The 24,391-nt window shown below is 67.8% G+C and carries 21 protein-coding genes; 11 read left to right on the forward strand and 10 right to left on the reverse strand.

The window, feature by feature from the left end; all coding sequences use genetic code 11:
* Nucleotides 1-15 precede the first annotated feature (15 nt).
* On the forward strand, nucleotides 16-639 hold the full coding sequence (locus T333_RS29490) for a TetR/AcrR family transcriptional regulator (RefSeq protein WP_355001293.1): 624 nt from the start codon (nucleotides 16-18) through the stop codon (nucleotides 637-639).
* Between the two features lie 519 nt (nucleotides 640-1,158).
* Here the strand turns inward: T333_RS29490 and T333_RS29495 are convergent.
* Nucleotides 1,159-1,956, reverse strand: a complete 798-nt coding sequence (locus T333_RS29495) for a HugZ family pyridoxamine 5'-phosphate oxidase (protein ID WP_496426538.1) — start codon at nucleotides 1,954-1,956, stop codon at nucleotides 1,159-1,161.
* Nucleotides 1,957-2,050: 94 nt separating this feature from the next.
* On the opposite strand from T333_RS29495, the gene T333_RS29500 reads away from it, so the two are divergent.
* Complete coding sequence (locus tag T333_RS29500; protein WP_355001295.1) at nucleotides 2,051-3,142, forward strand: hypothetical protein; 1,092 nt, start codon at nucleotides 2,051-2,053, stop codon at nucleotides 3,140-3,142.
* Here the strand turns inward: T333_RS29500 and T333_RS29505 are convergent.
* From T333_RS29505 to T333_RS29515, 3 genes are all read right to left on the reverse strand, one after another.
* Nucleotides 3,121-4,401, reverse strand: a complete 1,281-nt coding sequence (locus tag T333_RS29505) for a lipase family alpha/beta hydrolase (protein WP_496426539.1) — start codon at nucleotides 4,399-4,401, stop codon at nucleotides 3,121-3,123. The genes T333_RS29500 and T333_RS29505 overlap by 22 nt on opposite strands.
* 45 nt (nucleotides 4,402-4,446) lie before the next feature.
* A complete protein-coding gene (locus T333_RS29510; RefSeq protein WP_496426540.1) occupies nucleotides 4,447-5,451 on the reverse strand; it encodes an SMP-30/gluconolactonase/LRE family protein in 1,005 nt (334 codons plus the stop codon).
* A 695-nt stretch (nucleotides 5,452-6,146) separates the two neighbouring features.
* Nucleotides 6,147-6,863 carry a metal-dependent hydrolase gene (locus tag T333_RS29515; RefSeq protein WP_355001298.1) on the reverse strand — a complete coding sequence of 239 codons (717 nt, stop codon included), beginning with the start codon at nucleotides 6,861-6,863 and terminating at the stop codon, nucleotides 6,147-6,149.
* A 427-nt stretch (nucleotides 6,864-7,290) separates the two neighbouring features.
* On the opposite strand from T333_RS29515, the gene T333_RS29520 reads away from it, so the two are divergent.
* The gene (locus T333_RS29520) at nucleotides 7,291-7,695 is read left to right on the forward strand and encodes a DUF6463 family protein (protein ID WP_355001299.1); all 405 of its coding nucleotides are present in this window, start codon (nucleotides 7,291-7,293) and stop codon (nucleotides 7,693-7,695) included.
* On the opposite strand, the gene T333_RS29525 is transcribed toward T333_RS29520, so the two are convergent.
* On the reverse strand, nucleotides 7,676-8,482 hold the full coding sequence (locus tag T333_RS29525; protein WP_496426541.1) for a LysR family transcriptional regulator: 807 nt from the start codon (nucleotides 8,480-8,482) through the stop codon (nucleotides 7,676-7,678). The genes T333_RS29520 and T333_RS29525 overlap by 20 nt on opposite strands.
* A gap of 67 nt (nucleotides 8,483-8,549) precedes the next feature.
* Here T333_RS29525 and T333_RS29530 point away from each other — a divergent pair, with 67 nt between their 5' ends.
* A complete protein-coding gene (locus tag T333_RS29530; protein WP_496426542.1) occupies nucleotides 8,550-9,443 on the forward strand; it encodes an NAD(P)H-binding protein in 894 nt (297 codons plus the stop codon).
* Nucleotides 9,444-9,957: 514 nt separating this feature from the next.
* Here T333_RS29530 and T333_RS29535 read toward each other — a convergent pair.
* Entirely contained in the window at nucleotides 9,958-11,592 is a 1,635-nt protein-coding gene (locus tag T333_RS29535; RefSeq protein WP_496426543.1) for an MFS transporter, read from the reverse strand.
* Nucleotides 11,593-11,760: 168 nt separating this feature from the next.
* Between T333_RS29535 and T333_RS29540 the strand changes: the two genes are divergently transcribed.
* From T333_RS29540 to T333_RS29560, 5 genes are all read left to right on the forward strand, one after another.
* Nucleotides 11,761-12,366, forward strand: a complete 606-nt coding sequence (locus T333_RS29540; protein WP_496426639.1) for a phosphoribosylanthranilate isomerase — start codon at nucleotides 11,761-11,763, stop codon at nucleotides 12,364-12,366.
* A 195-nt stretch (nucleotides 12,367-12,561) separates the two neighbouring features.
* Nucleotides 12,562-13,668 carry a type III polyketide synthase gene (locus tag T333_RS29545; protein WP_496426640.1) on the forward strand — a complete coding sequence of 369 codons (1,107 nt, stop codon included), beginning with the start codon at nucleotides 12,562-12,564 and terminating at the stop codon, nucleotides 13,666-13,668.
* Nucleotides 13,669-13,838: 170 nt separating this feature from the next.
* Nucleotides 13,839-14,273: a nuclear transport factor 2 family protein gene (locus T333_RS29550; protein ID WP_496426544.1), complete on the forward strand. Its 435-nt coding sequence runs from the start codon at nucleotides 13,839-13,841 to the stop codon at nucleotides 14,271-14,273.
* Nucleotides 14,274-14,533: 260 nt separating this feature from the next.
* A complete protein-coding gene (locus T333_RS29555) occupies nucleotides 14,534-14,710 on the forward strand; it encodes a hypothetical protein (protein ID WP_496426545.1) in 177 nt (58 codons plus the stop codon).
* 59 nt (nucleotides 14,711-14,769) lie between these two features.
* Entirely contained in the window at nucleotides 14,770-16,362 is a 1,593-nt protein-coding gene (locus T333_RS29560) for an HD domain-containing phosphohydrolase (RefSeq protein ID WP_496426546.1), read from the forward strand.
* 22 nt (nucleotides 16,363-16,384) lie between these two features.
* Here T333_RS29560 and T333_RS29565 read toward each other — a convergent pair whose 3' ends face one another.
* The 3 genes from T333_RS29565 to T333_RS29575 all read right to left on the reverse strand — a co-directional run bounded on the left by T333_RS29565 (nucleotide 16,385) and on the right by T333_RS29575 (nucleotide 19,862).
* A complete protein-coding gene (locus tag T333_RS29565) occupies nucleotides 16,385-18,178 on the reverse strand; it encodes an ATP-binding cassette domain-containing protein (protein WP_496426547.1) in 1,794 nt (597 codons plus the stop codon).
* Nucleotides 18,179-18,274: 96 nt separating this feature from the next.
* A complete protein-coding gene (locus T333_RS29570) occupies nucleotides 18,275-19,477 on the reverse strand; it encodes a lipid-transfer protein (protein WP_355001307.1) in 1,203 nt (400 codons plus the stop codon).
* On the reverse strand, nucleotides 19,470-19,862 hold the full coding sequence (locus T333_RS29575; RefSeq protein WP_355001308.1) for a Zn-ribbon domain-containing OB-fold protein: 393 nt from the start codon (nucleotides 19,860-19,862) through the stop codon (nucleotides 19,470-19,472). Before T333_RS29575 ends, T333_RS29570 begins: the two co-directional genes overlap by 8 nt.
* Before the next feature lie 184 nt (nucleotides 19,863-20,046).
* Here T333_RS29575 and T333_RS29580 point away from each other — a divergent pair, with 184 nt between their 5' ends.
* Together T333_RS29580 and T333_RS29585 are read left to right on the forward strand one after the other, a co-directional pair.
* Nucleotides 20,047-20,829: a GTP-binding protein gene (locus T333_RS29580; protein WP_496426548.1), complete on the forward strand. Its 783-nt coding sequence runs from the start codon at nucleotides 20,047-20,049 to the stop codon at nucleotides 20,827-20,829.
* Nucleotides 20,830-20,970: 141 nt separating this feature from the next.
* Entirely contained in the window at nucleotides 20,971-23,187 is a 2,217-nt protein-coding gene (locus T333_RS29585; protein WP_496426549.1) for a molybdopterin oxidoreductase family protein, read from the forward strand.
* 272 nt (nucleotides 23,188-23,459) lie between these two features.
* On the opposite strand, the gene T333_RS29590 is transcribed toward T333_RS29585, so the two are convergent.
* Nucleotides 23,460-24,191 (reverse strand): dienelactone hydrolase family protein, encoded by a 732-nt coding sequence (locus T333_RS29590; protein ID WP_496426550.1) that lies wholly within the window; start codon nucleotides 24,189-24,191, stop codon nucleotides 23,460-23,462.
* Between the last annotated feature and the right edge of the window lie 200 nt (nucleotides 24,192-24,391).

Raw genomic sequence — 24,391 nt, forward strand, 5'->3', positions numbered from 1 at the left:
GTACAGTGGGTGCCTATGCAAGCCGACGACTCGCGCGCCGCCCTGCTCGACGCGGGGGAGCGACTCATCGCCGAACGCGGCGTCGACGTCCCGCTGCGCGACATCGCCGCCGCCGCGGGCCAACGCAACAACTCCGCGGTGCACTACTACTTCGACTCCCGCAACGGACTCGTCGAAGCCATCGTCGAGCGCCGGATGAACCGCCTCGAACAGCGCCGCATGGAACTGCTCGCCGCCCACGAAGCCGACGGCACCGGCGCCGACCCGCACGCACTGGTCGGCATGCTCGTCGGACCCATGCTCGAACTCGTCGGCCAAGACCGCACCAGCCACTACGGCCGCTTCCTCGAAGTCGTCCGCACCCACCCCGTCATCGCCGACGCCCGCCGCCTCGCCGGCGCCGACCGCGCCGCGGTCCGCATCATCGCCACCCGCCTCGGCGCCGCGCTCCCGCAGCTGTCGCCCCGCCACCGCCGCCGACGCCTCGAAACCATGACCACCGTGCTGTTCGCACTCGTCGCCGACTACGAACGCGCACTCCAAGACGGCAGCCGCACTCCGCACCTCGACACCGACACCGCTGAGATCGCCGACATGCTCGTCGCGATGCTCACCGTGCCCGCCCGTGACCCGGCCTGAACCATGCGACCTCGCCGCGATCGCTGATCGGCGTGCTTGCCGGGCTGCCTCGCGGGCGCGTAACGCTCCTACTGCGCCTGAGCCTGAGAACAGGAAGCGATCCGCGCGATCATCGAGCGGCGCCGCCTCGGCGAGTGATTATCCCGCCGAGGATCCGGTGGCTCTGCGCCGTTCTGCCCGATCATCCCGCTGCCACGCGGGATCATAAAACTCCTACTGCGACTGAGCCTCAGGGCAGGAAGCGGCCCGCGCGATCATCGAGCCGCGCCGCCTCGGCGAGTGATTATCGCGCCGAGGATCCGGCACCTCCGACGACGAGTCCGGCCTCGCACAGCGACCGCCGCATACTCGCCCCAGCATTCGCGGCCGCATCACGCACCACCCTCGCGGACGATGATCAGTGAATCCGCCACGACCGGCGGACATGCCGTCCGCCACCCCCGATACCGCTCCATGACAGCCAGCATCACCGGGTCCGCACGTGACCGGAAGCGTAGGACTACTCAGCCGACCGCGACCTCAGCCCTCCCGCGCCCGCCGCGCCAATTCCACTGTCGCCGTACGCAATCCGTCGACACCATCCAGCCGCTCCGCATAACCCACCCGGGTCCGCGCCACCCCGCGCGGCGTCTCCACCCGCAGGTCCAGCCCGTACCGATCCGCCCGCTCGCACAGCGCCGCCGTCGCATCCGGATAACCACCGAGCACCCGCGCCATCGACAACAGCGCGTCCGCGTGATCGTCGTTCAGATGCGCGACCGCCCGCGCCGCCACCGGCGCCACCGGATCCGCCTCGGCCGCCAGATACTCCTCGGCCGTCGCCGAATCCATCCGCCCGTACCCGCCGACCCACCGCACCCGGCCGACCCGCAACACCCACAGCGAGAAATCGCTGTACTCGACATACATCCGCGCCGCGGGCACCGCAGCCACATGCGCCTCCCGCGCCGCCGCCAACTCCGCGCCCACTGGACGCTCCACCACCCCTGCCAGCGTGATCCGCGAACCCGCCAACGGATCCGCGGGCCGCTCCGGCGCCACGATCGACAGACTGGCCCGCGCATCGCCCGCCAGATTCCGGCCGTGCTCGGCCATCCGCGACACACACAACACCGGCGCACCGTCCAACAACCCGTACGTCACGAACGACGCCCACGGCGCCCCGTCCTCGCTCAGGCTCGCCAAAGTCGCGATATTCGTCGCCGCCGCAACGGTTCTCGCCTCCTCCGCCGCCGAAGGCCGCGCCGCGTTCACCACCGCACCGAGCGGACCGGGCACCGACGGCGCGTCACCGGGATCACCGTGATCGAGAGTCATGACCACCAGCGTGCCACGCCGAAACGCCGCCGGAGCCACAACCAAAGCAACCCAATACCCCCACGCCGCCACCCGATGCGTGAGGATGTGCCACGTGACCCGATACGCATTCGACGCCGACCGCAACGCACTCGTCGCCATCTGGGCGACCGGACGCGGCGACCTGGCGGAGACGGTGGCCCTGCTGCCGCCGACAACACCCGAGCTGGCAACGGATCTGGCGTCGAATCTGACCACGCTGTCGCGCTTCCACTGGCGCACCTACACCCACCCCGCGGCCGCCGCGGGCGACCCCGACATCCCCGACAGCGAAGCCTGGCGCCGCGCCGAAGAACGCCGCAACTTCACCGAAGTCGAGAACGGCCTGCGCGACCCCAACCTGCCCACCGAAGCCGGACTGCTCGTCTCCTACAGCGGCGTCGTCGAATCCGCCCACCGCGTCGGCCGCTGCCTGCACAGCATCGACACCGACGAACTCACCGAGACCATCGTCGCCGAAATCCGCCGCGAGCAGGCCGCCATCGAAGCCGCCGAGCTCGGCGACCTCTCCGGCCGCGCCCGCCAAGCCGTCGAACTCTCCCGCCCCGACGTCTCACCCGCCCAGGTCCACGCCGCGGACACTCTGCTGCGCACCGACCCACTCGGCGCGCCCGAACTGTTCACCGACCTCGACCCCGCCTCCGCCTCCGTCGCCGCCGCCCACTGGCTGCACGCCGCCGCCGAGGTCGCCGGCGAATTCGCCGACCTCCCCATCACCGACGTCATCGCCGAAGCCGACGACATCGAAGCCATTCCCGTCGAAACGCCCAGCCTCGTCCTGGAACGCCTCGACAGCGGCGAGACCGCCACCGACATCGTCACCGACCTCATCGCCGAAGCCGTCTCGGTCTCCGAAGGCCACCTGCCCGCGCCGTGGGCCGTGGTCGCCCGGGTCGCCGAACTCGAAGAGCACGCCCGCCGCTACGACTTCGACAAAGCCACCCGCGCCGCGCTGCTCGCCGAATTCCGGGTCAGCCGACTCGACCCCGCCCGCCCCGCACTCGACCTGCTGGAAGACCTCCTGGACGGCATCCGCGGCTGCCTGCTGCTCTACGCCGCGCACCACGACGACGACACCGACATCGAGGAGCGTTTCGCCGCCGACGTCCGTTTCGCCGCCGACAATCACTCCGAACGACTCTTCTGAGGCGAACCTCGACCCGCCCGGCCCGCACCGAGGGCCGCGGCGGGCTCACCGCCCAACCACCCACGCAACGCCTCGTACACGGCCTCGTGGTTCAGCAGCGTGAAATGATTCGCGCCCGGCAGATGCAGACCGTTCTCCTCCAGAAAACCGAGCCGCCGCGCCCGTCCGCGACCCGAACCGCTCGGGCTCAGCACCAGACCGTCACCGAAGACCCGGCCAAGCGGATGACGCGCACTCCTGGTGAACGTGGCGGTGACGAAATAGTGGTCCGCGCCCTCCAACAGCGGAACCTCTCGCGCCGCACGCCGCTCCAACGCGTCGGCGTCCACCCCGCGCCAATCCTCGTCCACCAGCGAACCGTGCCGAAGATCCCGGATCCCCGCGCTGCGCCGCCGCAGCATCCGGCCCACCGGCCGGGTCTCCGGCAACCGGACCAGCGCCGCCGACAACCGATGCACAACCTGCTCCAATGGCGCTCCCAGATGCGGCGAGCCGAGACACACCACCTGGCGCACCGACCGCACCCATACCCGATCCTCTTGCGCCGCACCGAAACACGCCGCCCGCGCCACCAGCCCGCCCATCGAATGCCCCACCAACGAGATGCGCCGCACCGGCACCGGCCAATGCTCGACCAGCCGCTCCATCAGATCGGACAGCTCCCGCGCGTTCTCGGAGATGTGCAGCCCGCTGTTGTAGCGCACCTGAACGCACGCGCACCCCAGATCGGTCGCCAAGCGCTCGCCGTACGTCGCGCGCCCACCCAATCGCCACGCGTGCTCCGTCTCGACCAGGCCGTGCAGGAACACCACCAGGTGTCCGCTCGGCGCGAGGTGCGCGGTAATCGACTCCGGCGCAACGGGATTCCCATCCACCCGCAGCGACATCGGACCCGCGAGAATCGGCATGCCGTCCTCGAGGCGGTCGCCGATCAGACCTTGCAGCGCCGCGAGGAATCCCGACCCCCACACGGTGCGGGACGGTGGCGCGCCCGGGATATCCGCCGCCCGTTCGCCCACCGCCCCCGCGGTGATCGCGGCGGTGCCGACGATCCGGTACACGCCGTCGCTGATCGCATCGTGCACCACCTTGACCGGCTCGGCAGCGGGACCGACGCCCCAGCGCACCGCGGCGAAAACACGATTCGACACCGCCCGATGGATCGTCGCGATGCCATCCACCGCGCCGCCCAGCTCATCACCCGCCAAGCGCGCCAGGGCGCGCACCTCCGCCCGGCGTTGCGGGACACTCTCCGACATGGCATTCAGTGTACAACTGTGCACTGAGATTGTTTGGTGGAAGGCTCAGCGAGGCACGCGGGTCGTGGCGATCGCCGACTCGGTCAAGCTGCCCAGATACAACATGCCCTCGTGCTCGACCATCCCGGTGACCATCGAGTACTCCGTGCCCTCGGTCTGCAAATCGTGCACGACCGTGCCATCGAAATCGACCGCGAGCACCCACACCGTCCGCGGCGGCTTCGGACGCGCCCACGCGGGCAGCGACCACACCACACGGCGCAGCGCGCCGGGGCGGGGGAGTAGGCGGTCCAGCAAGGCATCTCGCGGCGCGGGCAACGTGATCCAGACCAAGCCGTCGCTGCCGAGCGCCATATTGTCCGGAAATCCCGGCAGGTTCTCGATCAGCCGATCGTGCGTACCGGCTCGCGGCCCGGTCAGCCAGTAGCGGGTCACCCGATACGCGCCGGTCTCGGCCACCAGCACGCACGAGCGATCGGGGGCGAGCACCACGCCGTTGGCGAATTGCAGTCCGCCCAGGAGGGTTTCGACCTTTCCGGAAAGGTCGCGCCGGAACAGGCGGCCGGTGCCGGAATGTTCCAGCAGGTCACCCATCCACTGGTCCAGCGGATAACGGGCCGAGGACGCGGAGAAGTAGATGGTGCCGTCGAGATCGCGAACCACGTTGCTGGCGAACGCGAGTCGCTCGCCGTCCACCTCGTCGACCAGCACCTCGAGTGTGCCGTCCGGGTCCAAGCGCAGCAGCCCGCGCGCGAAATCGCAGATCAGCAGGGAGCCATCGGCATCGGCGTGCAGCCCGAGCGGGCGGCCGCCGGTGTTCGCCAGTTCGCGCACCGATCCGTCGACGGGGTCGACGCTCACGATCGCGCCGTTCGCGAGTCCCGCGATCACCTTCCCGTCCGGCGTGCGCACCACGTCCTCGGGTCCCTCGCCGGGGAGTTCGATGCGGGTGACCGGCGGTAGCGGGGGAGTGCTGCGCTTCGCGCGGGCCCGTTCCGGGGCGGGTGGGGGCGTCCAGCGGTGCGGTTGCATGGTCCAGCCTGCGAGCATGCGGTCAGCGTATCCGTGGGTGGGGTTGGTCTCGGCGAAAACCGACGGCAGAAAATTTAACATCCCGCTATGTAGATATGCGCATCTAACCATGTTTCCTATAGAACCCCAACGCCCGGCGAGCCGGGCGAAGCAAAGACAGGGGGAGGGAAGCGGCACGCCATGCCGGGAAACGATGGGGTGCGATTGGTGCCTTGCGGTGGTGGGCTGCGGCGCGGCAGGTGCTTACCGGGAACATCGCTGTGGTTCTGCTGGCGCAGCCGCGGCCCGGCGGCATCCCGTGAGCTGCTAGTGGATCGGTGAACTCGCAGGGGAGACGCTAGGAGGGCGGAACAGTTCCGGTGCGGACATGAGGTCGGCGAGCGCAGCGAAGCCGAGCTGATTGCGTTCGGCATCGGCGCTCGGTGGTGGCTGTCGGGCTCGTGAACAGGGGAGTGGCGCAACGTCTTGCGAGGCAGCGCACGCGACGGCTGAAGAGTTGAGACCGTCGAGGGGGGCGCTCGCATTCGATGGGGCTTCGGCGGACCTCGGCCGCATGTGGCCAATCGCTCCTTCATTGGGAATCCCGATATCGAGATATGCATATCTAACTACCTACCAACTCTCAACTAGCTGACACTTCTCACGATCTACCGATGAAAGAAGCACAGACAAGGGGAGAGGAGGTGGGCCGACGCAGTGGCCCACCTCGTCCGCTACGGAGTCGTGGTGAAGACGTGCCACAGCACGCCGAGTGTGGCAACGGCGAACAGCGGTGTGAGGATCCAGGTTTCGACCTTGTTCCCGGTTCGTTCGATGATCGGCAGGCAGGTGCGGAGCTTGAAGGGCCAGAAGAGGCGGCAGCCGCGGTCGGTGAGGCAGTCGCCGATGAGGTGGGCGAAGGCGCCGAGGCCGACGCAGAACGGCAGCCAGGCGGGTCGATCGCTGATCCAGTGGTCCATGGCGAAGGTGCCCGCCGTGGCGAGCACGACGATGGTGCCCCAGGATCGGATCCCGTCGCCCGGCGGGTACAGGTGCAGCGCGCGCACCGCCAGGGCAAGCAGGAAGAACACGAGCGCGAGAGTGAATCCCCGGCCGATCCAATGCATTCCGGCCCACGTGCCGTACGCGGCCGCGATCACGAACGCGAACGAATGCGTGGCTTGCCGGTGTCCACCGGCGACTTTCGATATGACTTTGCAGAGGAAATAGGTGAGCGGGCCGAGCACATGCGCGATCGTTCCTTTGGGGTGATCGGCATCGGGGAGCAGCGCCGCGCCCGCCGTGAGAAAGACGCCGAGAACGACGTCCACCGGCCCCAATCGGGCCTCGCTGCTCTGCAATACCGGATAGGTCAACGCCGCGAGAGGCAGCGTCGCCGCCGCCACCGACCAGGCGAACGCGCCGCTGGTCGCATGTGAATGTCCAAGCACTACTTCGAGATTAGTTGAACACCCGACCATTCGACATAATCCCAGCCTTGCGGATTATGTCAACCACTCCGTGCCGCTCTCGAATCGCTTCGGGGGAGTTGGCCTCTGGTCGCCGAGCGGTCCGAACTGGCCGTGCGTGCCGATCGCTGTGGCGCGAGATGGCCGACGCGCTGCCCGGTCGCCGTAGAAGTCGACCATGTTCTCACCGCGGAACAGGGGACCGGCGGGTATGCCCCTCAGGGCGCGGCGATGTGACTCCTCGCATGCGTTCCCCATCTATACGCCACCGTATTTCATGGCTAGCCTCAGCTATACGCAGCCGTATACAAGAACAGGGCCCGGGCGTCGCGGCCAGGCGAACGCATGTCGCGAGGCCGCAGCTGCGGAGTGGAGTCACACGGTTCCACGCACGGAGAAGGGAGTTCGCATGATCAAGTGGGCAGGCTGGCTCATTGTGTTGTTTCCAGGAGTCGGGCACACGGTGGGTGCGCTCGTGGAGACGGCCCCGGACTACGCCACGGACTGGTTCAACGGAGAGGGGTGGAAGGTCGATGCCACCGCGATGAACTATGCCGAGGCCACGTTGTGGTACACCGTATTCAGCTTCGGCGTGCCCTTCCTCCTGATCGGCCTGATGGTGCTGTGGCTGGACCGTCGAGGCATCACGCCGCCAGCGTTCCTCGCGTGGGTTGTGGCTGGTTGGACCCTGGTCACCGTCGCGGTCGGCGGCCCGTCACCCTTGCTGGTCCTCTTGATCGCCGCTGGCCTATTGCTGGTCGGCTCCCGACGCGCCGCCCGTCGCGACAGCCGAATCAGTGCCGCAGCGTCGTGATGGCGATGTCGAGGAATTCGCGCAGGAGCTTGTCGTGGTGGTCCACGGCGACGACCAGGCATGTCTCAGCCCCGGGGGCGTCGGTGACGGGGCGGTGGACGAGGCCCGGGCGGACGTAGGCGCGCGCCACACTCACAGGGACGAGCGCCAGACCGTGCCCGGAGGCGATGAGCTCGAACTTCTCTTCCAGTGACAACGTCCGCCTGTTCCGGATGTCGAGCATCCGCTCACCATCGAGATCGGCCAGGGTGAGTTCCCGGCGCGACGCGAGCGGATGGGCCGCGGGCATACAGGCAACCCTAGGTTCGTGACCGACGGGGATGGCGCGCATGCCGGATTCATCGAACGGTCTTCGCAGGTAACCGATCTGAGCTCGTCCGTCGCGCAGCGGCGCGTCCGGCTCCCACCGGCGCGCCGGGACGACATCGGTCTCGACCTCCGGGTGACGCCTCACGAATTCCCGGATCGCCTCCGACACACGCAATCCGGGGGAGAAGGCGACCACCAGCCGTCGCACGCCGCGGTCGACATCGTGTACGCGCCGCACTGCCGCGTCGACCGCCGCGAGGATCCCCTGCGCCTCCTCGTAGAGCTGCTTCCCGGCGGCGGTCAGTTCCACGTTGCGGGTGGTTCGCACGAGCAGTGCGCAATCCAATTCTTGCTCGAAAGCCTTGATCTGACGGCTCAGTACTGGCTGGGCGATGTAGAGCTTTTCCGCCGCCCGGCCGAAGTGCCGGTGCTCTGCCACTGCGGCGAAGTAGCGGAGCTTGCGCAGATCCAGATCCATACCTTCACGGTATCAATCTGCGGAAAGGGTCTTGGACGCGGCGATGAACTGTCACGAGACTCGAAGCATGATCGTAATCACCGCTCCCACAGGTCACATCGGCAGCAGACTGCTGGACATCCTGCTCGAAACACCCCATCGCAGTGAGGAATTGCGCGTCGTTGTGCGCGATCCCGGAAAGCTCCCCGAGGCGATCCGCTCCCGCGTCGATATCGTCACCGGATCGCACGGCGACGCCGATGTCGTGGACCGGGCCTTCGCCGGCGCGGACGCGGTCTTCTGGCTGGTTCCGCCCGACCTCTACGCGCCGGATCTGGACGCCGCGTTCTCGGGGTTCACGCGCGCCGCCGTGAAAGCGTTCACCACCCACGACGTCGGCCGCGTCGTTGGTGTCTCGGCGCTCGGGCGTGGTACTCCCGTCGCGGGTCGCGCCGGGCAGGTGACGGCATCGCTGGCCATGGACGAGCTCATCGCGAGTTCGGGCGTGGCCTATCGGGCGCTGGCGAACCCGTCGTTCATGGACAACCTGCTGTGGCAGGCGATTTCGATCCGCGACGACGGCGTTTTCACCGGCACCGCCGCCGCCGACAGCAAGGCGCCGATGGTAGCCACCCGCGATATCGCCGCGGCGGCCGCCCGCCTGCTGCTCGACCGATCCTGGTCGGGGAGTGGCGAGGTCGCGTTGCTGGGACCGGAGGATCTGGCGCCGAACGACATGGCGCACACCATGTCCGAGGTGCTCGGCCGCCCCATCCGCTATCAGCGACAGTCTCTCGACGACTTCCGCACCGCACTGACCGCGCGAGGCGTCAGCGATCCGATCGCGACCGCCTACGTCGACATGATGCGCGCCAAGGAGAACGGCCTCGATCACGGCGTGCCGCGCACCGACGCGACCGCGAGCCCGACGAGCTTCCGCGAGTGGTGCGAGCAGATTCTGGCGCCAGCGGTCCGGGCATGAGCACCAAGGCCGTCCGCGTCGTCGGGGTGTCGCGCAACGTCAGTCTCGCCGTGTTCGCCTAATGCGCGACGTGGCTGGCACGTCATTGCCTCCCGAGGGGACGGACGATGGTGCGTCGTTCGCGACATCGCCGGGGATGCGGGCCAGGCCCGAGTCGCGGGGAGTGCATGCGAAACCCTTACTTGACATAATGTCGATTATCGGTGCGAGAACGGCGCCGCTGGAAGGGGTTGGATCTGCTTGCGGCGCTGCCAGTTTGCGTGCTGTGGCGCTGCGTCGGCCTAGTCGGGATCCTTCGTTCGGCGACCACGCTCGCGGGTTCCCGTGCTGCGCGGAACGCCGACGCGGTGTCCCCTTGGCCGCAGATTTCGCTGTCGGAAATTTTCCGGCGTTCCTCGGATTTCATCCGAATATCTAGGGTTTGGCCAAGATTCGACTTGGCGCCACTTCCCCGCGCTGGGACGATCACCAAGCAAAACGTCACTGTGACGTATCACTTGGTGAACTTCCAGGCCTACCCATCTCGGCCTGACGTGCCAGGGATCTTCGTGCTCGGTGGGCCGACCGGTCGGCGAGGTAACAGGCCGGTGCCGAACAGCGCGGCGATCGCGAGCAGAGCGGTCACGGCGAATGCCACCTGCAAGGCCTCGAGACGGGCGGCGGAGTTGACCGCGAGGATGGCGTCACCTGTGGTGTCGCCGACTCCTGCAGTGTCGAGAGCGTCCGTCAACTGGGTGTTGGACAGGAACGGCACTCCGTCAGCCAAATCCGTCGTGGCCTGCTCCTGTACGGAAGCCGGAATTGCTGGATTGTTCTCGATGCCTTCGATCACGGACGACGTGAGCGTGGCGATCAGGACCGACCCGATCAGTGCGGTGCCCAGGGACGCACCGAGAGTGCTTGCGGTGTTCTGCAGTCCCCCGACCTCGGCACTCTCCGAATCGGGAACGGCGGATACCGTGACGGCCCCGAGTTGAGAAGCCAAGGCGCCCAAGCCCACTCCCATCAACAGCATCGGAATCGACACGACACCCGCATGGGCGCCCGGGTCCATACCGGCAGCGAGGATGAGAATGCCGACGATCATCGCGCCCAGACCCACGCGAACGACGCGGCGTGGATTGGCACGCGGCAAGAGCCGAGGGATGCCCGCGGCGGCAAGAACCAGCGCAATCGACAGTGGCAGGATCCGCACCCCGGTCTCGAGCGCGCTGAGCTCGAGCACCACCGACAGAAACAGCGGCACGGAGAAGAACACCCCGGCCTGCACCGCGAACTGCGCGAAGAACATGCTCAGGCCCCCGGCGAGCTGTCGGTTCGCCAGCAGGTCCGGATCAACCAGCGCGTCGCGTCCGTGCTTCGTCAAATAGATTTGCCGCCGCCAGAACAAGTACAACAGCAGTAGGCCACCGATCAGTAGCCAGATGACTGGCGACAAGCCCAGCACGGCAGGGCCTTCTGCCTCTGTACGTACCCAGCCCCATTCGCTGGACCGCAGCACACCGTAGACGACCATGCCGAGCCCGATCACGGAGAGGACGGATCCGACGAGATCCAGCCGGACACGTTCCGCGGGAGCGTCCTCGACCCGGCGCAGAACGAGCAGAATCAGCACGACGACGACCACCTCGCCGAAGAAGACGTACCGCCACGATGCGAACGTGGTCACGGCACCGCCGAGAAGAGGGCCTACCGCGACTGCCATCGCTCCCGCCGCCGCCACCAGTCCGTAGGCGGCGGACCGGCGTTCGGGAGGAAAGTTGCCCGCGACGAGGGCGACGATCGCGGGCATGATCAGTGCGGCGCCGATGCCTTCGAGCAGCGACCAACCCACTAGGAGGATCGGCAGGTTCGGTGCCAGCCCGGTGGTGAACGAGCCCACGCCGTAGATCACGAGGCCGACCCCGAAAGCCCGGCGCCGACCGAGAATGGTGCCCACTCGGCCGCCCGTGATCATCAGTGACGCCATCACCAGGGTGTACAGGGTGATGGCGGTCTGGATTCCGGTGATCGTGGTGCCGACGTCCTGGGCGACAGTAGCCATCGACACATTCATCACGGAGCTGTCGAGAGTCATCAGGAACTGGCCCGACGCCAGCACCATGAGTACGAGGGTGGTGCTGGATCTTTCTGTCGGCACCGGTGCCATGAGGCGCTCCTTCACTGGCAATGTGGATGGCGTCGGCTGACGGTCTCACCGCACTCGGCGTCATCGTCCCATATGAGCGCGGTCAGGTCCGTCGAGCGACGAGTTCGGCCGCGCGCCGCATGGAACGGAATAGCTCTTTCGGGGCGCGGTAGGTTCGTTGTCGTGTACGTGAAGATTTGCGGACTGACTTCCGTTGCCGCGGTGGACGCGGCGGTCGAAGCCGGAGCCGACGCGATCGGTGTGGTGATGAATCGGACCAGCCCCCGGCGGCTGGAGTTCGGCGCGGCTGCCGAGATCGTGGCGGCGGCCTTTGGCCGGGTCGACACGGTCCTGGTCGTCAATGACATGTCCGCCGTGGAGGCCGCGGAAACCGCCGCGAAGCTCGGTGTGACGGTGTTGCAGTTGCATGGTGCGTACACGCGCGACGACTTCACCGATGCGTTGGCGATCGTCCCGCGAGTCTGGCGGGCGACGTCACTGAAGGCGGACCCCGATCTCACCGTTGGCGCGTTCGGTGAGGAGGCGCTTCTTCTCGACGCGCCGAAGCCGGGGTCCGGTGAACGATGGGACCTCTCGGAGCTCGAGGCTCGCAAACCCGAGGGCAAGTGGATGCTCGCGGGCGGGCTGAGCCCCGACAACGTCGTCGAGGCGATTCGCTCGGTTCAGCCGTGGGGCGTTGATGTGTCGAGCGGTGTCGAGGCGAGCCCTGGCGTCAAGGACCTGCGGAAGGTTCGTGACTTCCTCGCCGCGGCACGCAGTACCAGCGAGGACTGACTGCGCCGGCGCGCTCTGGGCAACACCGGGGGTGGGTGCACGCGCCCCCTTGGGGGTCTATTTGCCGAACATTTGCTCCTCGACGATGGGAGTACCCATCCCCGATCGCCCACGCGAGGAAGAACCGGCGCTATGTCCATTGTTCTCGATCAGGCACTGCTCACCCGCACGGCTGTGCACGCGCGTCAGCACACGATGCTGTCGGCGCCGCCGACGGCCGTACCCGTCATCGAGGCGATTGCGACCGGCGCGCCCAGCCTGGTCCTCGACCAATCGGAGGCAGCGGACTGGATGGCTGGACAGTTCACCGATCCGGAGCAGCGAACCCGGGTCAGGCGCATCTTCGGCAAGACCATGATCGACAGCCGGCGATTCGCGGTCGACCCGCTGGATCCTCGACTTCACGCGCCTGGTGGCGAAACGAGGAAGATCCAGGATCGCATGCGCCTGTTCTACCGCCATGCCGTTCCATTGGCGATCGATGTGGCTCGGCGCGCGCTCGATGGTGTCGACCCGGCTGATCTCGGCCTTTTGGTGTTCGCCACGAGCACCGGTGTTATCGCGCCCGGCGTGGATGTCGCGGTCGTCGAAGATCTCGGACTGCCTCGGTCGGTCGCTCGCCTGGTGGTCAACTTCATGGGCTGTGCGGCGGCGATGAACGGAATTCGCACTGCCTCGGACTTCGTGCGGGCCAACCCGGACAAGAAGGCGATGGTCCTGTGTATCGAGCTGAACTCGGTGCATGCCGTCCCCGTCGAAGACATCGACGACGCGGTGACTCACAGCCTGTTCGGCGACGGGTGCGGTGCGGTCGTCATCGGGGCACGGCGAGGGGCGGAGCAGGCCGAATCCGGGACGATCGTCATCCGGGACAAATTCACTCACCTGTTCGAGGGAACCGACGACGGCATCGCGGTCGGCGTCAACCACGACGGCATCAGCTGTGAGCTGTCCGAGAACGTACCCGAGTACATCTACAACGGCGTCGCTCCCGTCGTCGGAGACGTTCTGCGCCGCAATGGATTGCGGCGGCAGGACATCGATGTGTGGGCGATCCATCCGGGCGGGCCGAAGATCCTGCTCGAATCCGCGCGATCGCTCGGCCTGCCGCCGGAAGCCGCGTCGACGAGCTGGGATGTGCTGAGTGAGTACGGGAACATGTCGAGCGTCTCGCTGATCTTCGTGCTGGAGCGGATCGCCGGTCAGGCAGTGACGACCAAGCCGATTTCGACGGGCGTCGCGTTCTCGTTCGCGCCAGGAGTCACGATGGAGGGATTTCTCTTCGACGTCGTTCGCCGCTGATCATGCTGTCTTTGTCGCAGACCCGCACCGGCCGATGACCGCACCGGCCGATGACCCAGCCCGCTGAGCGCAGGCCCCGCCCGACGTGCACGCCCGAGAATCCGGGTCTCGAAAATGTTTGCGCGAGGGCTAGATTGGTGTGCGACCGAATGCGGAATGTGGTGACGATCATGGCGACTGTGCAGAACGCGAACAAGGAACTGGTGCGCGAGATCTTCGATCGGATGGCCCGCGGCGATATGCGCGCGCTCGGCGAGGCGATGGCCGACGATTTCGCGTGGATCTTTCCCGGCGGCTGGTCCTGGGCGGGTACCTGGGCGCCGAAATCGGTTGTGCTGCACGAGATGTTGCGGCCGTTGATGGCGCAGTTCAGCAGCTATCGGCTGGAGGCGGACAGTATCGTCGGCGACGGCGATCGTGTCGTGGTGCAGGCGCGCGGCCACGGCATCACCACGCGAGGCGAGACGTACGAGCAGACCTACTGCATGATCTTCCGCGTCGCTGACGGGCGTCTGGCCGAGGTCGTCGAATACTGCAACACCGCCTTGGTCGAGCGAGTGCTCGAGCCGATTGGTCCCCCGCCGGGCGCGGTAGGTGGCGAGTGAAGTCGGCGCGACTCCCCCGCTGGGCGATTCGATTCGGGACGGGCCGATTTCCCATGTCTGCGGTCCGAAACAACGTCCGCGACCTGTTCGAAGCTCGTGGAAACCGGACACATCGAACCGTGAGTATCTTTTTCACACAACAAACCCCCGGTGACCGGGCGATGTGGCGGCAAGCCTTGTCCCCGTCACCGCGTCGGCGGACCATCGAGGAGAGTCACGGTTGTAAGTCGTTATCGTCTCTCAGCAAAGGAACCATGGAAATGCTCGCCAAGGCTGCCGCGGCGCTCGCCGCGATTGTGATCCCGTTGTCCGTCTGCACCATCGCCGCGCCCACCGCGTCGGCCGCGCCCTCGCCCGAGACCACCCCCGCACTCGGCCCGGTGGTCGTCTGCCTCAACATTCCGCTCGGATCGGTGTCGCTGAGCTTCTGCATCTGAGCCGACTTCTTCGGATGAGACCTGGCTTCCTGGGTGGCCAGGTCTAGGACAATGGGAAGATGCACCCGCACGGGATGCCGCCCGGCTCGGGAAAGGGTCTGAGCAGAGCCGAACTGCTCGCTGCGATATCGCTGGCGATCGACCTCGGTCTGGGTCAGCCGATGGAACACATGCTTCGCTCGTCCTTGATCGCGGCACGGATCGCCGAGCGGATGAGTCTCGACCCGCAACAGCGGGCGACGGTGTACTACGCCAATCTGGTCGGGTGGATCGGTTGTCACGCCGACTCCCACGAGCTCTCGGCGCTCTTCGGCGACGACATCGCCTTCCGGGCCGACACCTACACGGTGGACATGACCGGCCTCGCGTTTCTGCGGCTGATGACGAGTCATGTCGGACGGGGACTGCCGGGCTGGGAGCGCGGCATCCGTGCCACGTCCTTTCTGGTCACCGCCCGCAGCCAAGTCGCCACACTGATCCAGTCCCATTGCAGTTCCGCCGGCGTTCTCTCCGATCGGATGGGTCTGGACGAGCAGGTCGCGAAGGCGCTGGCCCACGCCTTCGAACGCTGGGACGGCCGGGGGTTGCCCAACGGTTCCCGCGGAGACGATATCCCGGTCGAGATCCACATCGCGCACGTCGCGGACGTCGTCGAGGTACACCTGCGCACGGGCGGGCTCGAGCACGCCAAGGATGTCGTCCGTTCTCGGCGCGGCAGTCAGTTCAGCCCAGCCGTGGCGGCGGTGTTCGAGCGCGACGCGGCGGCGATCGTGGACGGGTTGCTCGAAATCGACGTCTGGACAGCGGCGTTGGCCCGAGCGCCGGATCGTGACCGAACCTTGACGGCCGAGGAGAGCGACGAGTTGCTCGAGGCCATGGCCGATTTCGCCGATCTCAAATCTCCGTTCACTCTGGGGCATTCGCGTGGCGTCGCGAACCTGGTGGCCGGGGCGGCCCGGCATCTGGGCATGTCGCCGTCGGACATCACCCATCTCTACCGTGCCGGTCTGGTGCACGGCCTCGGCAAAATGGGCGTGTCCAACCGGATCTGGGAGAAGAAGGGGCCGCTCACCACGGCCGAATGGGAACGGGTACGGATGTATCCGGATCTGACCGGCCGGATACTGAGTCGGGTCAACGGCTTGGAGCCGGTGGTGCCCCTCGCGATGAAGCACCGGGAACGGATCGACGGGTCCGGCTTTCCCCGGGGGATCGCCGGCGCGGAGTTGACCGCGCAGGACCGGCTGCTCGCCACGGCGGACGCTTATCAGCGATTGCTCGAGCCGCGTCCCTACCGGGCGTCGCTCGATCCTCGCGGCGCTGCCGATCGGATACGAGAGCAGGCGCGCGCCGGACGCCTCGACGCCGAGTCGACTGCGGCCGTGCTCGCGGTGGCCGGTTCGCGGAACTCGCGGCGCACGCCCTGGCCGGCCGGGCTGACCGACCGAGAGGTCGAGATCCTGCGACTCGTCGCGCAGGGCCGATCGAACAGAGAAATCGCCGCCGAACTGTTCATCGCCGAGAAGACGGCGCGCAACCACGTCGAACGGGTCTACGCCAAACTCGGCGTGAACAACCGCACGCAGGCCAGTCTCGCCGCGATCGACCGGGGGCTGGCGGGCTTCCCGGTCCATACGGCCGTCGGACAGTGAAACATCCGCTGCCCCAGGTACTTCAGCGGGATGCGCCGGGCCGGGACCGCCGATCCAAGACCCATATCGTGGCCAGCACGAGGCCGACGGCGAACGAGGCGAGCGCGAGGAGACTGGCGCCGGTGCCTCCGTGGAAGGTGTCGCCGTAGGCGGACATGGCAGGCAGCGTGGCGGTGTAGCGCTCGAGATACAGGTCGCGACCCAGCGCTTCGAATGCGTGACGGTTGGACAGGCCCAGACTCATCAAGCGTCCCGGGAGGGCCATTTCGTCGACGGGGACTATGGCGCCACCGAACAACACCTGAGGGAAGCAGAGCATCGGCAAGGCGAGGGCGGCCTGCGCGGCGTTGGAGACCGCGGCCGAGGCGAGCAATCCGAGGGCCAGTGCCGAGGTCGCCTCGATCACGATCGTCACGAACAGCAAGGCGGAGACGTCCCAGCCGACGGCGGGGAGCCGACCGAGCGCCCGCAGCACACCGAGCAGCACCGCGCTCACTCCGGCAAGCACCGGAAGCAGCGCTGTCACCTTGGACGCCACGTAGGCGCCCACGCTGAGTCCGGCCAGGCGCTCGCGCCGGAAGACGGCCATCTCCCCGACGATCTGGAGCAGGCCGTAGGTAAGGCCGAAGAAGAAGCCCGCGAACGCGATCCAGAACACGATCTGGGCCGGGCCGAGGTCGGCCGTGTTGCGCGGATCGAACGCGTCTCGCTGGAACAGCGTCGCCATCATCGCCGTGACGAGCACCGGTGAGCCGAGCAGGACCGCCAGGGTCAGCCGGTTGCGAAGGAGAACATCGACATTGCGTCGGCTGAGTAGCCACCATTGCCGGACCATGTCCGTGCGCTCGACGTCGGAACGGGTGGCGGGGATGGGCGGGAGAGCCGAGCCAGGCCGGTTCCCACCGCTGTCCGCGAATCGCTGCGCCCAGATCTGTGGGGTGTCCTCGTGAGCCAGCCGCTCGTACACCTCGGCGAGATCCTCGACGTCGAAGTAGCGCCGAGCCTCGGTCGGGCTGCCGGTGAAGGCCAGGTGACCGTCGCGCGCCAGGAACACCACCCGGTCACAGCGGTCGATGCCGGTCGGCTCATGCGTCGTGAGGACGACGGTGACCCCGCGCTGGCTGAGTCGGCGCAGCAGACGCATCACATCGGCCGCGGTCGACGGATCGAGCCCGGAGGTGGGTTCGTCGAGGAAGAACAGGTGTGGCCTGGTCAGCAGCTCGACGGCGATACTGGCCCGCTTGCGTTGGCCGCCGGAGAGCGCGCGGACCGGCACCTCGGCCCGATCGGCCAGGTCGAGGTCACGCATCGTCTCTTCGACCACCCGGTCCGCCTCGGCCGCCGAGGTGCCCGCGGGCAGCCGCAGCCGCGCCGCGTAGCGAAGCGTGCGGCGCAGGGGCATCTCGAGGTGGATGATGTCCTCCTGGGGCACGTAGCCGATACGGGAATCGGCGCTGACCCGGACCCCGCGGACGACGCCGTCGTGCCGAACCTCCCCGGCAGAGGGTGGTCGCAGTCCCGCGAGGATCTCCAGCAAGGTGCTCTTTCCCGCGCCGCTGCCGCCGGCGATGGCGACCAACTCGCCTGGTTCGACCGACAACGACAGCTTCTGGAGAATCTGTCGCGCCCCGACACGACGGCTTACGTCGACCGCATCGACTCGCCCGCCGACCGGCGTTCCCACTGAAGTGGGTGTATCGAACCGCTCGACGGTCGCCGATTCGAATGTCGATTCGGTCATGACCGGTGATCTCTGTGCTTCCCGAACTCGCTTCGTCATGCCCTGATCATCGGTCCGCCGCCACCGTGGTCGCATGAGGCGTTTGCCTCAAATCGCGTCCACGCAGCGCACGGTCACGGAACCCGGACATGGCCCGGGTTCCGGAGACCGACCTGGAAAAGACCCGCGATGTCAGCGGGTGGCGATGATGGCCGAGCCGTGGCCGAACAGGCCCTGGTTCACCGCGATACCCGCGCGGGCATTGTCCACCTGGCGGCCGTCGGCCTGGCCGCGCAGCTGCCAGGTGAGCTCACAGACTTGGGCGATGGCCTGCGCGGGGATCGCCTCACCGAAACAGGCCAGGCCGCCGCTGGGGTTCACCGGCACACGTCCGCCCAAGGTCGTCGCGCCGCTGCGCAACAGTGCCTCCGCGCCGCCCGTCTCGCAGAGCCCGATGTCCTCGTACCAGTCCAGCTCCAGTGCGGTGGACAGGTCGTAGACCTCCGCGAGGGACAGATCGGCGGGACCGAGCCCGGCCTCCTCGTACGCGGCGTGGGCGAGGGCGGAACGGAACGGGCGGGGCGGTGCCTCGACGGCCACCGCGGAGTCCGTCGCGAAATCCGGCAGGTCGAGAACGGTTTTCGGGAACGTCGGCGTGACGGTCGACAGCGCCCGGATGCGGACCGGGTCGGCGACGCCGTGCCGGCGCGCGTACTCCATCGAGGTCAACACCAGTGCGGCCCCGCCGTCGCTGGTCGCGCAGATGTCGAGCAGCCGCAACGGGTCCGAGACGATCGCCGAGGCGGCGACCTCCTCGACCGAAACCTCCTTGCGATAGCGGGCATGCGGGTTGTTCAGGCCGTGCCTGGCGTTCTTCACCTTGACCGCGGCGAAATCGTCGAGCGTGGCGCCGTGCAGCGCCATGCGGCGGCGGGCGTACAGCGCGAAATAGATGGGATTGGTAGCGCCGAGCAGGTGGAAACGCAACCAGTCCGGATCATCGCGTCGCTCACCGCCGACGGGCTGGAAGAAGCCTTTCGGGGCGGCATCCGCGCCCACCACCAGTGCCACGTCGCACAATCCCGCCAGGATCTGGGCGCGTGCGTTGGCGATGGCTTGCGCACCGGAGGCGCAGGCGGCGTAGCTGCTCGAGATCCGCGCACCCGACCACCCCAGCGCCTGAGCGAAAGTCGCGCCCGAGACGAAACCGGGGTATCCATTGCGGATGGTGTCCGCGCCGGCGATATAGCCGACGTCGAGGTGGTTCACTCCGGCATCGGCCAGCGCCGCGCGGGCGGCGACCAGCCCGTATTCGACGAAGTTGCGCCCCCACTTGCCCCATTGGTGCATGCCCGCACCGAGGACGGCGATGTCGCGATCGTTCGTGTCAGTCATCGATCGGCCTCCACATCCACACCGTGTGCTCCGCTTCCTCGTCGGCGTACAGCGTGCCGAGGGTCAATTCGACCGGCATGCCGACGGCCAGGTCGTCCACCGTGAGGCCGCGCACGACCTGCCCGAGAATCACCATCTGCTCGGCCTCGAGTTCCACTGCCGCAACGACATACGGCTCGAATGGATCGGGCGAGACATAGGGCGCCGGAGGTTTGTACCGAGCGTCCGCGTACGACCAGATCCGCCCGCGTCTGGAAAACAGATGCTCGACGAGCTCGGAGCCATCCTTCGGACCGGGACACTGCGGGTTGCGGCAGGCCAGCGTGTTCCGCGGGAAATACGGGGTGGCGCAAACCTCGCAGCGACTTCCCTTCAGGCGCACCACGCCGTCGTCCGCAGTGAACCAGTCTGGCACGGCGGGCCGTTGTTCTTTCTGCACAGCCCGACCGTATAGGAACACGTTCTACTTTGGGGTCGAATTCCGCTCCGGCGATCCGCCGGCGGAGGTACGGTCGGTCTGGCTCGAGGACGTCCCGACACCTCGAGTCGATCTGGAGTACCGCAACGCGATGGGCGCCAAAGCCATTGATCCACAGGCAATCCGCAACGTCACCCTCGTCGGCGACCCCGACGAGACCGTCCGGGTGGCCCACCTTCTGCGCCGCCGCTGCGGACAGCCCGGCTCCGGCGCCCGGGTCACGGTCGGTTGGACGACGGGCCGCGTCGAGCACACGATCCGTATCGCCGCGCTGACAAGCCATGCGCCCGTCGCGGAGCTGGAGCGGTCCATCCGGGTAGCCGACGGTGTGATCGCGGTCGTGAACGCCGCCGCGCACCCCACCTCGCGCCTCGAGACGATGTTGCGGGTCGCCGACGACTACCAGGTCGCGCGCCTGTGCTTGATCAACGGACTCGACCACCCCGCCGCGGATTTCGACCGCTGCGTCCGCACGATCGCCGACACCCGCGGCGCGGTCCCACTGGCGCTGCAGATCCCCCTCGGCGCCCACCCCCCGTTCGAAGGCGTCATCGACCTGCTCTCGCTGTGGGCACTCGAACCACTGGCCGCCGAACTCTACGGCGGCCAGTGGGCAGTCGGCGAGCGGTGGTACGGCGAGCTCGTGAAAACGGTGATCGAACAAGCCCCTTCGGATCCGAACGTCTTCCCTGACATCCCGTTCGACTGGTTGCATCACCGCATCCGCTCCCTCACCCGCATCGGTGAGGTCGTACCCGTCCTGTGCGGTGCGGCGCCCACGAGCGATGACAGCGCCACGCTCCTGGACGCCATCGCCCGCTACCTGCCCTCCCCCATAGATGTCTGCCAACCCGAACACGCCCTCGACTATTGACGCACTCGCGCCGGATCGGTGCTCGCAGGTCACCGGAATCCGACCTGGGCAGGAGACCGAATTCCGACCGTAAGTGGATCTACGGCGGCGGGGGTGCGCGGTAGCCTGGGGCCAGCGACCGGCGGAAGGTGTCGAAAACCCATGAGCGCTACCACCATTGCCCGGCAGTGCACGTTGTGCGAAGCCCACTGCGGAATCCTGGTCACCGTCGAGGACGAGCGGGTCACGCGGATCGAAGGGAATCCCGAAGACGTGCTGTCGAAGGGATACATCTGCCCCAAGGCGACGGCGATGGGTGGGTTGCACCACGACCCGGACCGTTTGCGCGCCCCGGTGCGGCGGGTCGGCGCGTCGTTCGAGCCGATCGGCTGGGACGAGGCGTTCGCCGAGATCGGCAGGCGGCTGCGAGCGGTGCGCGCCGAGCACGGACCCAGCGCGATCGGCATGTACCTCGGCAATCCCGCGGCGCACAGCTCGTCGGTGCTCTACGGCGCACTGCTGCGGGCGGTGCTGTTGACCCGCAACTTCTACACCGCGTCCTCGATCGACCAGTTCCCGCAGGAATTCGCCGCGTGGCGGATGTTCGGGTCGAATGTGCTGATGCCGGTGACCGATATCGACCGCACCGACCGGCTGGTGATCCTCGGCGCGAATCCCGCGGTGTCCAACGGGTCGATCACCACCATGCCGGGGGCGAAACTGCGGATCAAGGAAGTGCGCAAGCGCGGCGGCACGGTCGTGGTGATCGACCCGCGGCGCACCGAGACCGCCCGCCTGGCCGACGAGCACGTGGCCGTGGCCCCCGGCGGTGACGTGTATCTGCTGCTGGGCATGCTGCACGTGCTGGTCACCGAGGGGCTGTGCGATCAGGTCTCGGTTCGTGCGCAGTGCTCGGGGTGGCCGGAGTTGAAGTCCCTGGTGGCCGGGGTGACGCCGGAGGCGATGGCGCCGCACGCCGGAGTGGACGCCGAGACGATCCGCAGTCTGGCCCGCGAGCACGCGAGCGCGCCGTCCGCGGTGCTGTACGCGCGGATCGGGGTCTGTCAGCAGGTGACGGGCACGCTCACGCATTGGCTGGTGAACACGATCAACGCCGTCACCGGGAATCTGGACCGGCCCGGTGGGCAGATGTTCGCCACCCCGCCGATCGACGCCGCGCGGTACGCGAAGTATCTGCCGATGGGCTACGGGGCCTGGACGGATCGCTCCGGCGCCTACAAGTCGTTCCGTTCGGAGTTGCCCGTGGCGGCGTTGGCGGACGAGATCCTCACCGAAGGTCGCGGCCGGATCCGGGCGATGATCACCTACGCGGGTAATCCGGTGTTGTCCACACCGCAAGGCGGGCGGCTGGACGCGGCGCTGGAATCGCTGGATTTCTATGTGGCCGTGGACATGTACGTCACCGAGACCACCCGCCACGCCGACATCATTCTGCCGCCGATCTCCCCGCTCGAGCGCGAGGACCTCAACATCCTGTTCCCGGTGTTCAGCGTCCGCAACAACGTGCGCTACGACGCGCGGGTGTTCGAGCCGCCCGCCGACGGGTTGGAGGATTGGCAGATCATGGCCCGGCTGGTCACCGAACTGCTTCCGCTGCCCGTGCGCGGGGTGACCGGGCGCGCGGTGAACGCGGTGTTCGAGCAGTTCAGTCCGGTGCGGCTGGCGTCGGCGGCGATGGCGGCGGGCCCCTACGGTGTGCTGCGGCAGGGGCTGGCCGGGTTGACCCTCGGAAAGGTGCGGGCGGCGGCAGGCGGAATCGATCTGGGACCGCTGCGGCCGCGGCTGCGGACACTGATCGGTACCCGGGACAAGAAGGTGCGTTTGGCGCCGCCGGACTTCGTGGCGGCCGCGCGCCAACTGGTCGAGGACGCGGCGCGCGGCCGGTCGCTGACGGCGCCGTCGGACGGTTTCGATTTGAAGCTGATCGGTCGACGGCATCTGCGCAGCAACAACTCCTGGCTGCACAACGTGCCGTCGATGGTGAAGGGCAAGGACCGCTGCACGGCGCTGATGCACCCCGACGACGCGGCCGAACGCGGGCTCCGCGACGGGGCGCCGGTGACGGTGACCTCCGCGACCGGCTCGATCGTGGTCACACTCGAGGTGAGCGACGATATCCGGCCCGGCGCGGTCGCCATCCCGCACGGGTGGGGACACCGCGAGCCCGGCGTCGGCTGGACGGTCGCGGCGTCGCTGCCCGGCGCGAACGTGAACCTGCTGCACGACCCTTCGTCGATCGACCCGTTCTCGGGTGCGTCGGCGGTCAACAACACCTGGGTCCGCGTGGAACCCGCACCGATCGCGCCCTCCGATGCCCCGGAATCCGAGAAGCTCGCGGAGTCCGCACCGATGACCTGAGTCGTCGAGCGCGAAACCTGCTCGCCACCAACGTCTTCCGACGGCGGCGGCCACGCGTCCACATCCACTCGTGGAGATGCCCGAAGAGATGGCGTGCGCTGGTGGCCGAGCGCCCCAACCGCGGTGGTACCGCCGATGGCCGGTACCACCAGGGTCGGGGCGGTGGTGAATCTGCTGGCGACCGCTCATCGAGGAGGGGCGGAACCTGTCGTCGACGAGCGGAATCCTGGCCGACAGCTCCTATGGTCTGCTGCGGGCCTGACGGATCGGCCTCACCTCAGGTGCCGGGCGAAGAACCGGTTCGCCTCGTCGCCCGCGAACCGCGGGACGCCGGTGTGCCCGCCCATATTGGCGTGCAGCGTCTTCTCTTTGGAGCCGAAGGCGTCGAACAGGTCCAGCGCCATGTGCCGGTCGTTTCCTTCGTCGTCCCATTGCAGCAGGACATGCAGCGGAATGGTGACCTGACGGGCCTCCTCGAACATGGCGCGGGGCACGAAACTCCCCGCGAACAGAACGGCGGCCGAGATGCGCGGCTCGACCACCGCCAGCCGGACGCCGATGGAGATCACCCCTCCCGAATACCCGACCGGGCCACCGATCTCGGGCAGCGCGAGAAGGGCGTCCAGGGCGGCCCGCCATTCCGGGACCGCCTTGTCGACCAGTGGGAGGACGAGCCGGTCGACGATCTCGTCATCGACCGGCTCGCCAGCAGTCACCGCCCGGCGCAGGTCGGCGCGGGCCTGCTCGGCGGCGGGCGAACGGGGCCGGTCACCGCTGCCGGGGAGCTCGATGGTGGCCGTGGCGAAGCCCTCCGCCGCGGCGTGCCGTGCCCGGGCCACCAGCCGGGGGTACATCATGGGCAGTCCGCCGGGGTGGCCGAGCAGGATCAGCGGCGCCGGTTCGGATGCTGATACAGACGTCCACAGAATGCCGGGGATCTCGCCGAGGGTGAACGCGCGCTCCAGGACGCTGTCGTCGAGGCGCTGTTCGGAAACGAATTGCACGGTAGTGCCTTTCGGGAGTGCTGTTGAACGGCGCTCCCGGACGACCTATCGCCCGACCGTGACTCCAGAGGGGAGCACCCATGTCGATACTGCGTTCACGGGTACCACCTCCTCGTTGTCTCTCACGGCCTTCGGAAAGTAGCAGCGGTCGCCATAGTTCGCCAACAGGTTTTCGCGAAGGCCCCGGCGAGCGCGCCCGA

The organism is Nocardia sp. CNS-044 (assembly GCF_059570515.1).

What these genes read in the sequence shown, in the direction of transcription:
- T333_RS29565 (WP_496426547.1), bottom strand. Translation starts at nt 18,178, where the DNA reads ATGCGACCACGGTGGCGGCGGACCGATGATCAGGGCATGACGAAGCGA.
- T333_RS29530 (WP_496426542.1), top strand. Translation starts at nt 8,550, where the DNA reads ATGATCGTAATCACCGCTCCCACAGGTCACATCGGCAGCAGACTGCTG.
- T333_RS29545 (WP_496426640.1), top strand. Translation starts at nt 12,562, where the DNA reads ATGCTGTCGGCGCCGCCGACGGCCGTACCCGTCATCGAGGCGATTGCG.
- T333_RS29495 (WP_496426538.1), bottom strand. Translation starts at nt 1,956, where the DNA reads ATGACTCTCGATCACGGTGATCCCGGTGACGCGCCGTCGGTGCCCGGT.
- T333_RS29505 (WP_496426539.1), bottom strand. Translation starts at nt 4,401, where the DNA reads ATGTCGGAGAGTGTCCCGCAACGCCGGGCGGAGGTGCGCGCCCTGGCG.
- T333_RS29570 (WP_355001307.1), bottom strand. Translation starts at nt 19,477, where the DNA reads ATGACTGACACGAACGATCGCGACATCGCCGTCCTCGGTGCGGGCATG.
- T333_RS29580 (WP_496426548.1), top strand. Translation starts at nt 20,047, where the DNA reads ATGGGCGCCAAAGCCATTGATCCACAGGCAATCCGCAACGTCACCCTC.
- T333_RS29555 (WP_496426545.1), top strand. Translation starts at nt 14,534, where the DNA reads ATGCTCGCCAAGGCTGCCGCGGCGCTCGCCGCGATTGTGATCCCGTTG.
- T333_RS29510 (WP_496426540.1), bottom strand. Translation starts at nt 5,451, where the DNA reads ATGCTCGCAGGCTGGACCATGCAACCGCACCGCTGGACGCCCCCACCC.
- T333_RS29490 (WP_355001293.1), top strand. Translation starts at nt 16, where the DNA reads ATGCAAGCCGACGACTCGCGCGCCGCCCTGCTCGACGCGGGGGAGCGA.
- T333_RS29520 (WP_355001299.1), top strand. Translation starts at nt 7,291, where the DNA reads ATGATCAAGTGGGCAGGCTGGCTCATTGTGTTGTTTCCAGGAGTCGGG.
- T333_RS29550 (WP_496426544.1), top strand. Translation starts at nt 13,839, where the DNA reads ATGGCGACTGTGCAGAACGCGAACAAGGAACTGGTGCGCGAGATCTTC.
- T333_RS29535 (WP_496426543.1), bottom strand. Translation starts at nt 11,592, where the DNA reads ATGGCACCGGTGCCGACAGAAAGATCCAGCACCACCCTCGTACTCATG.
- T333_RS29560 (WP_496426546.1), top strand. Translation starts at nt 14,770, where the DNA reads ATGCACCCGCACGGGATGCCGCCCGGCTCGGGAAAGGGTCTGAGCAGA.
- T333_RS29585 (WP_496426549.1), top strand. Translation starts at nt 20,971, where the DNA reads ATGAGCGCTACCACCATTGCCCGGCAGTGCACGTTGTGCGAAGCCCAC.
- T333_RS29525 (WP_496426541.1), bottom strand. Translation starts at nt 8,482, where the DNA reads ATGGATCTGGATCTGCGCAAGCTCCGCTACTTCGCCGCAGTGGCAGAG.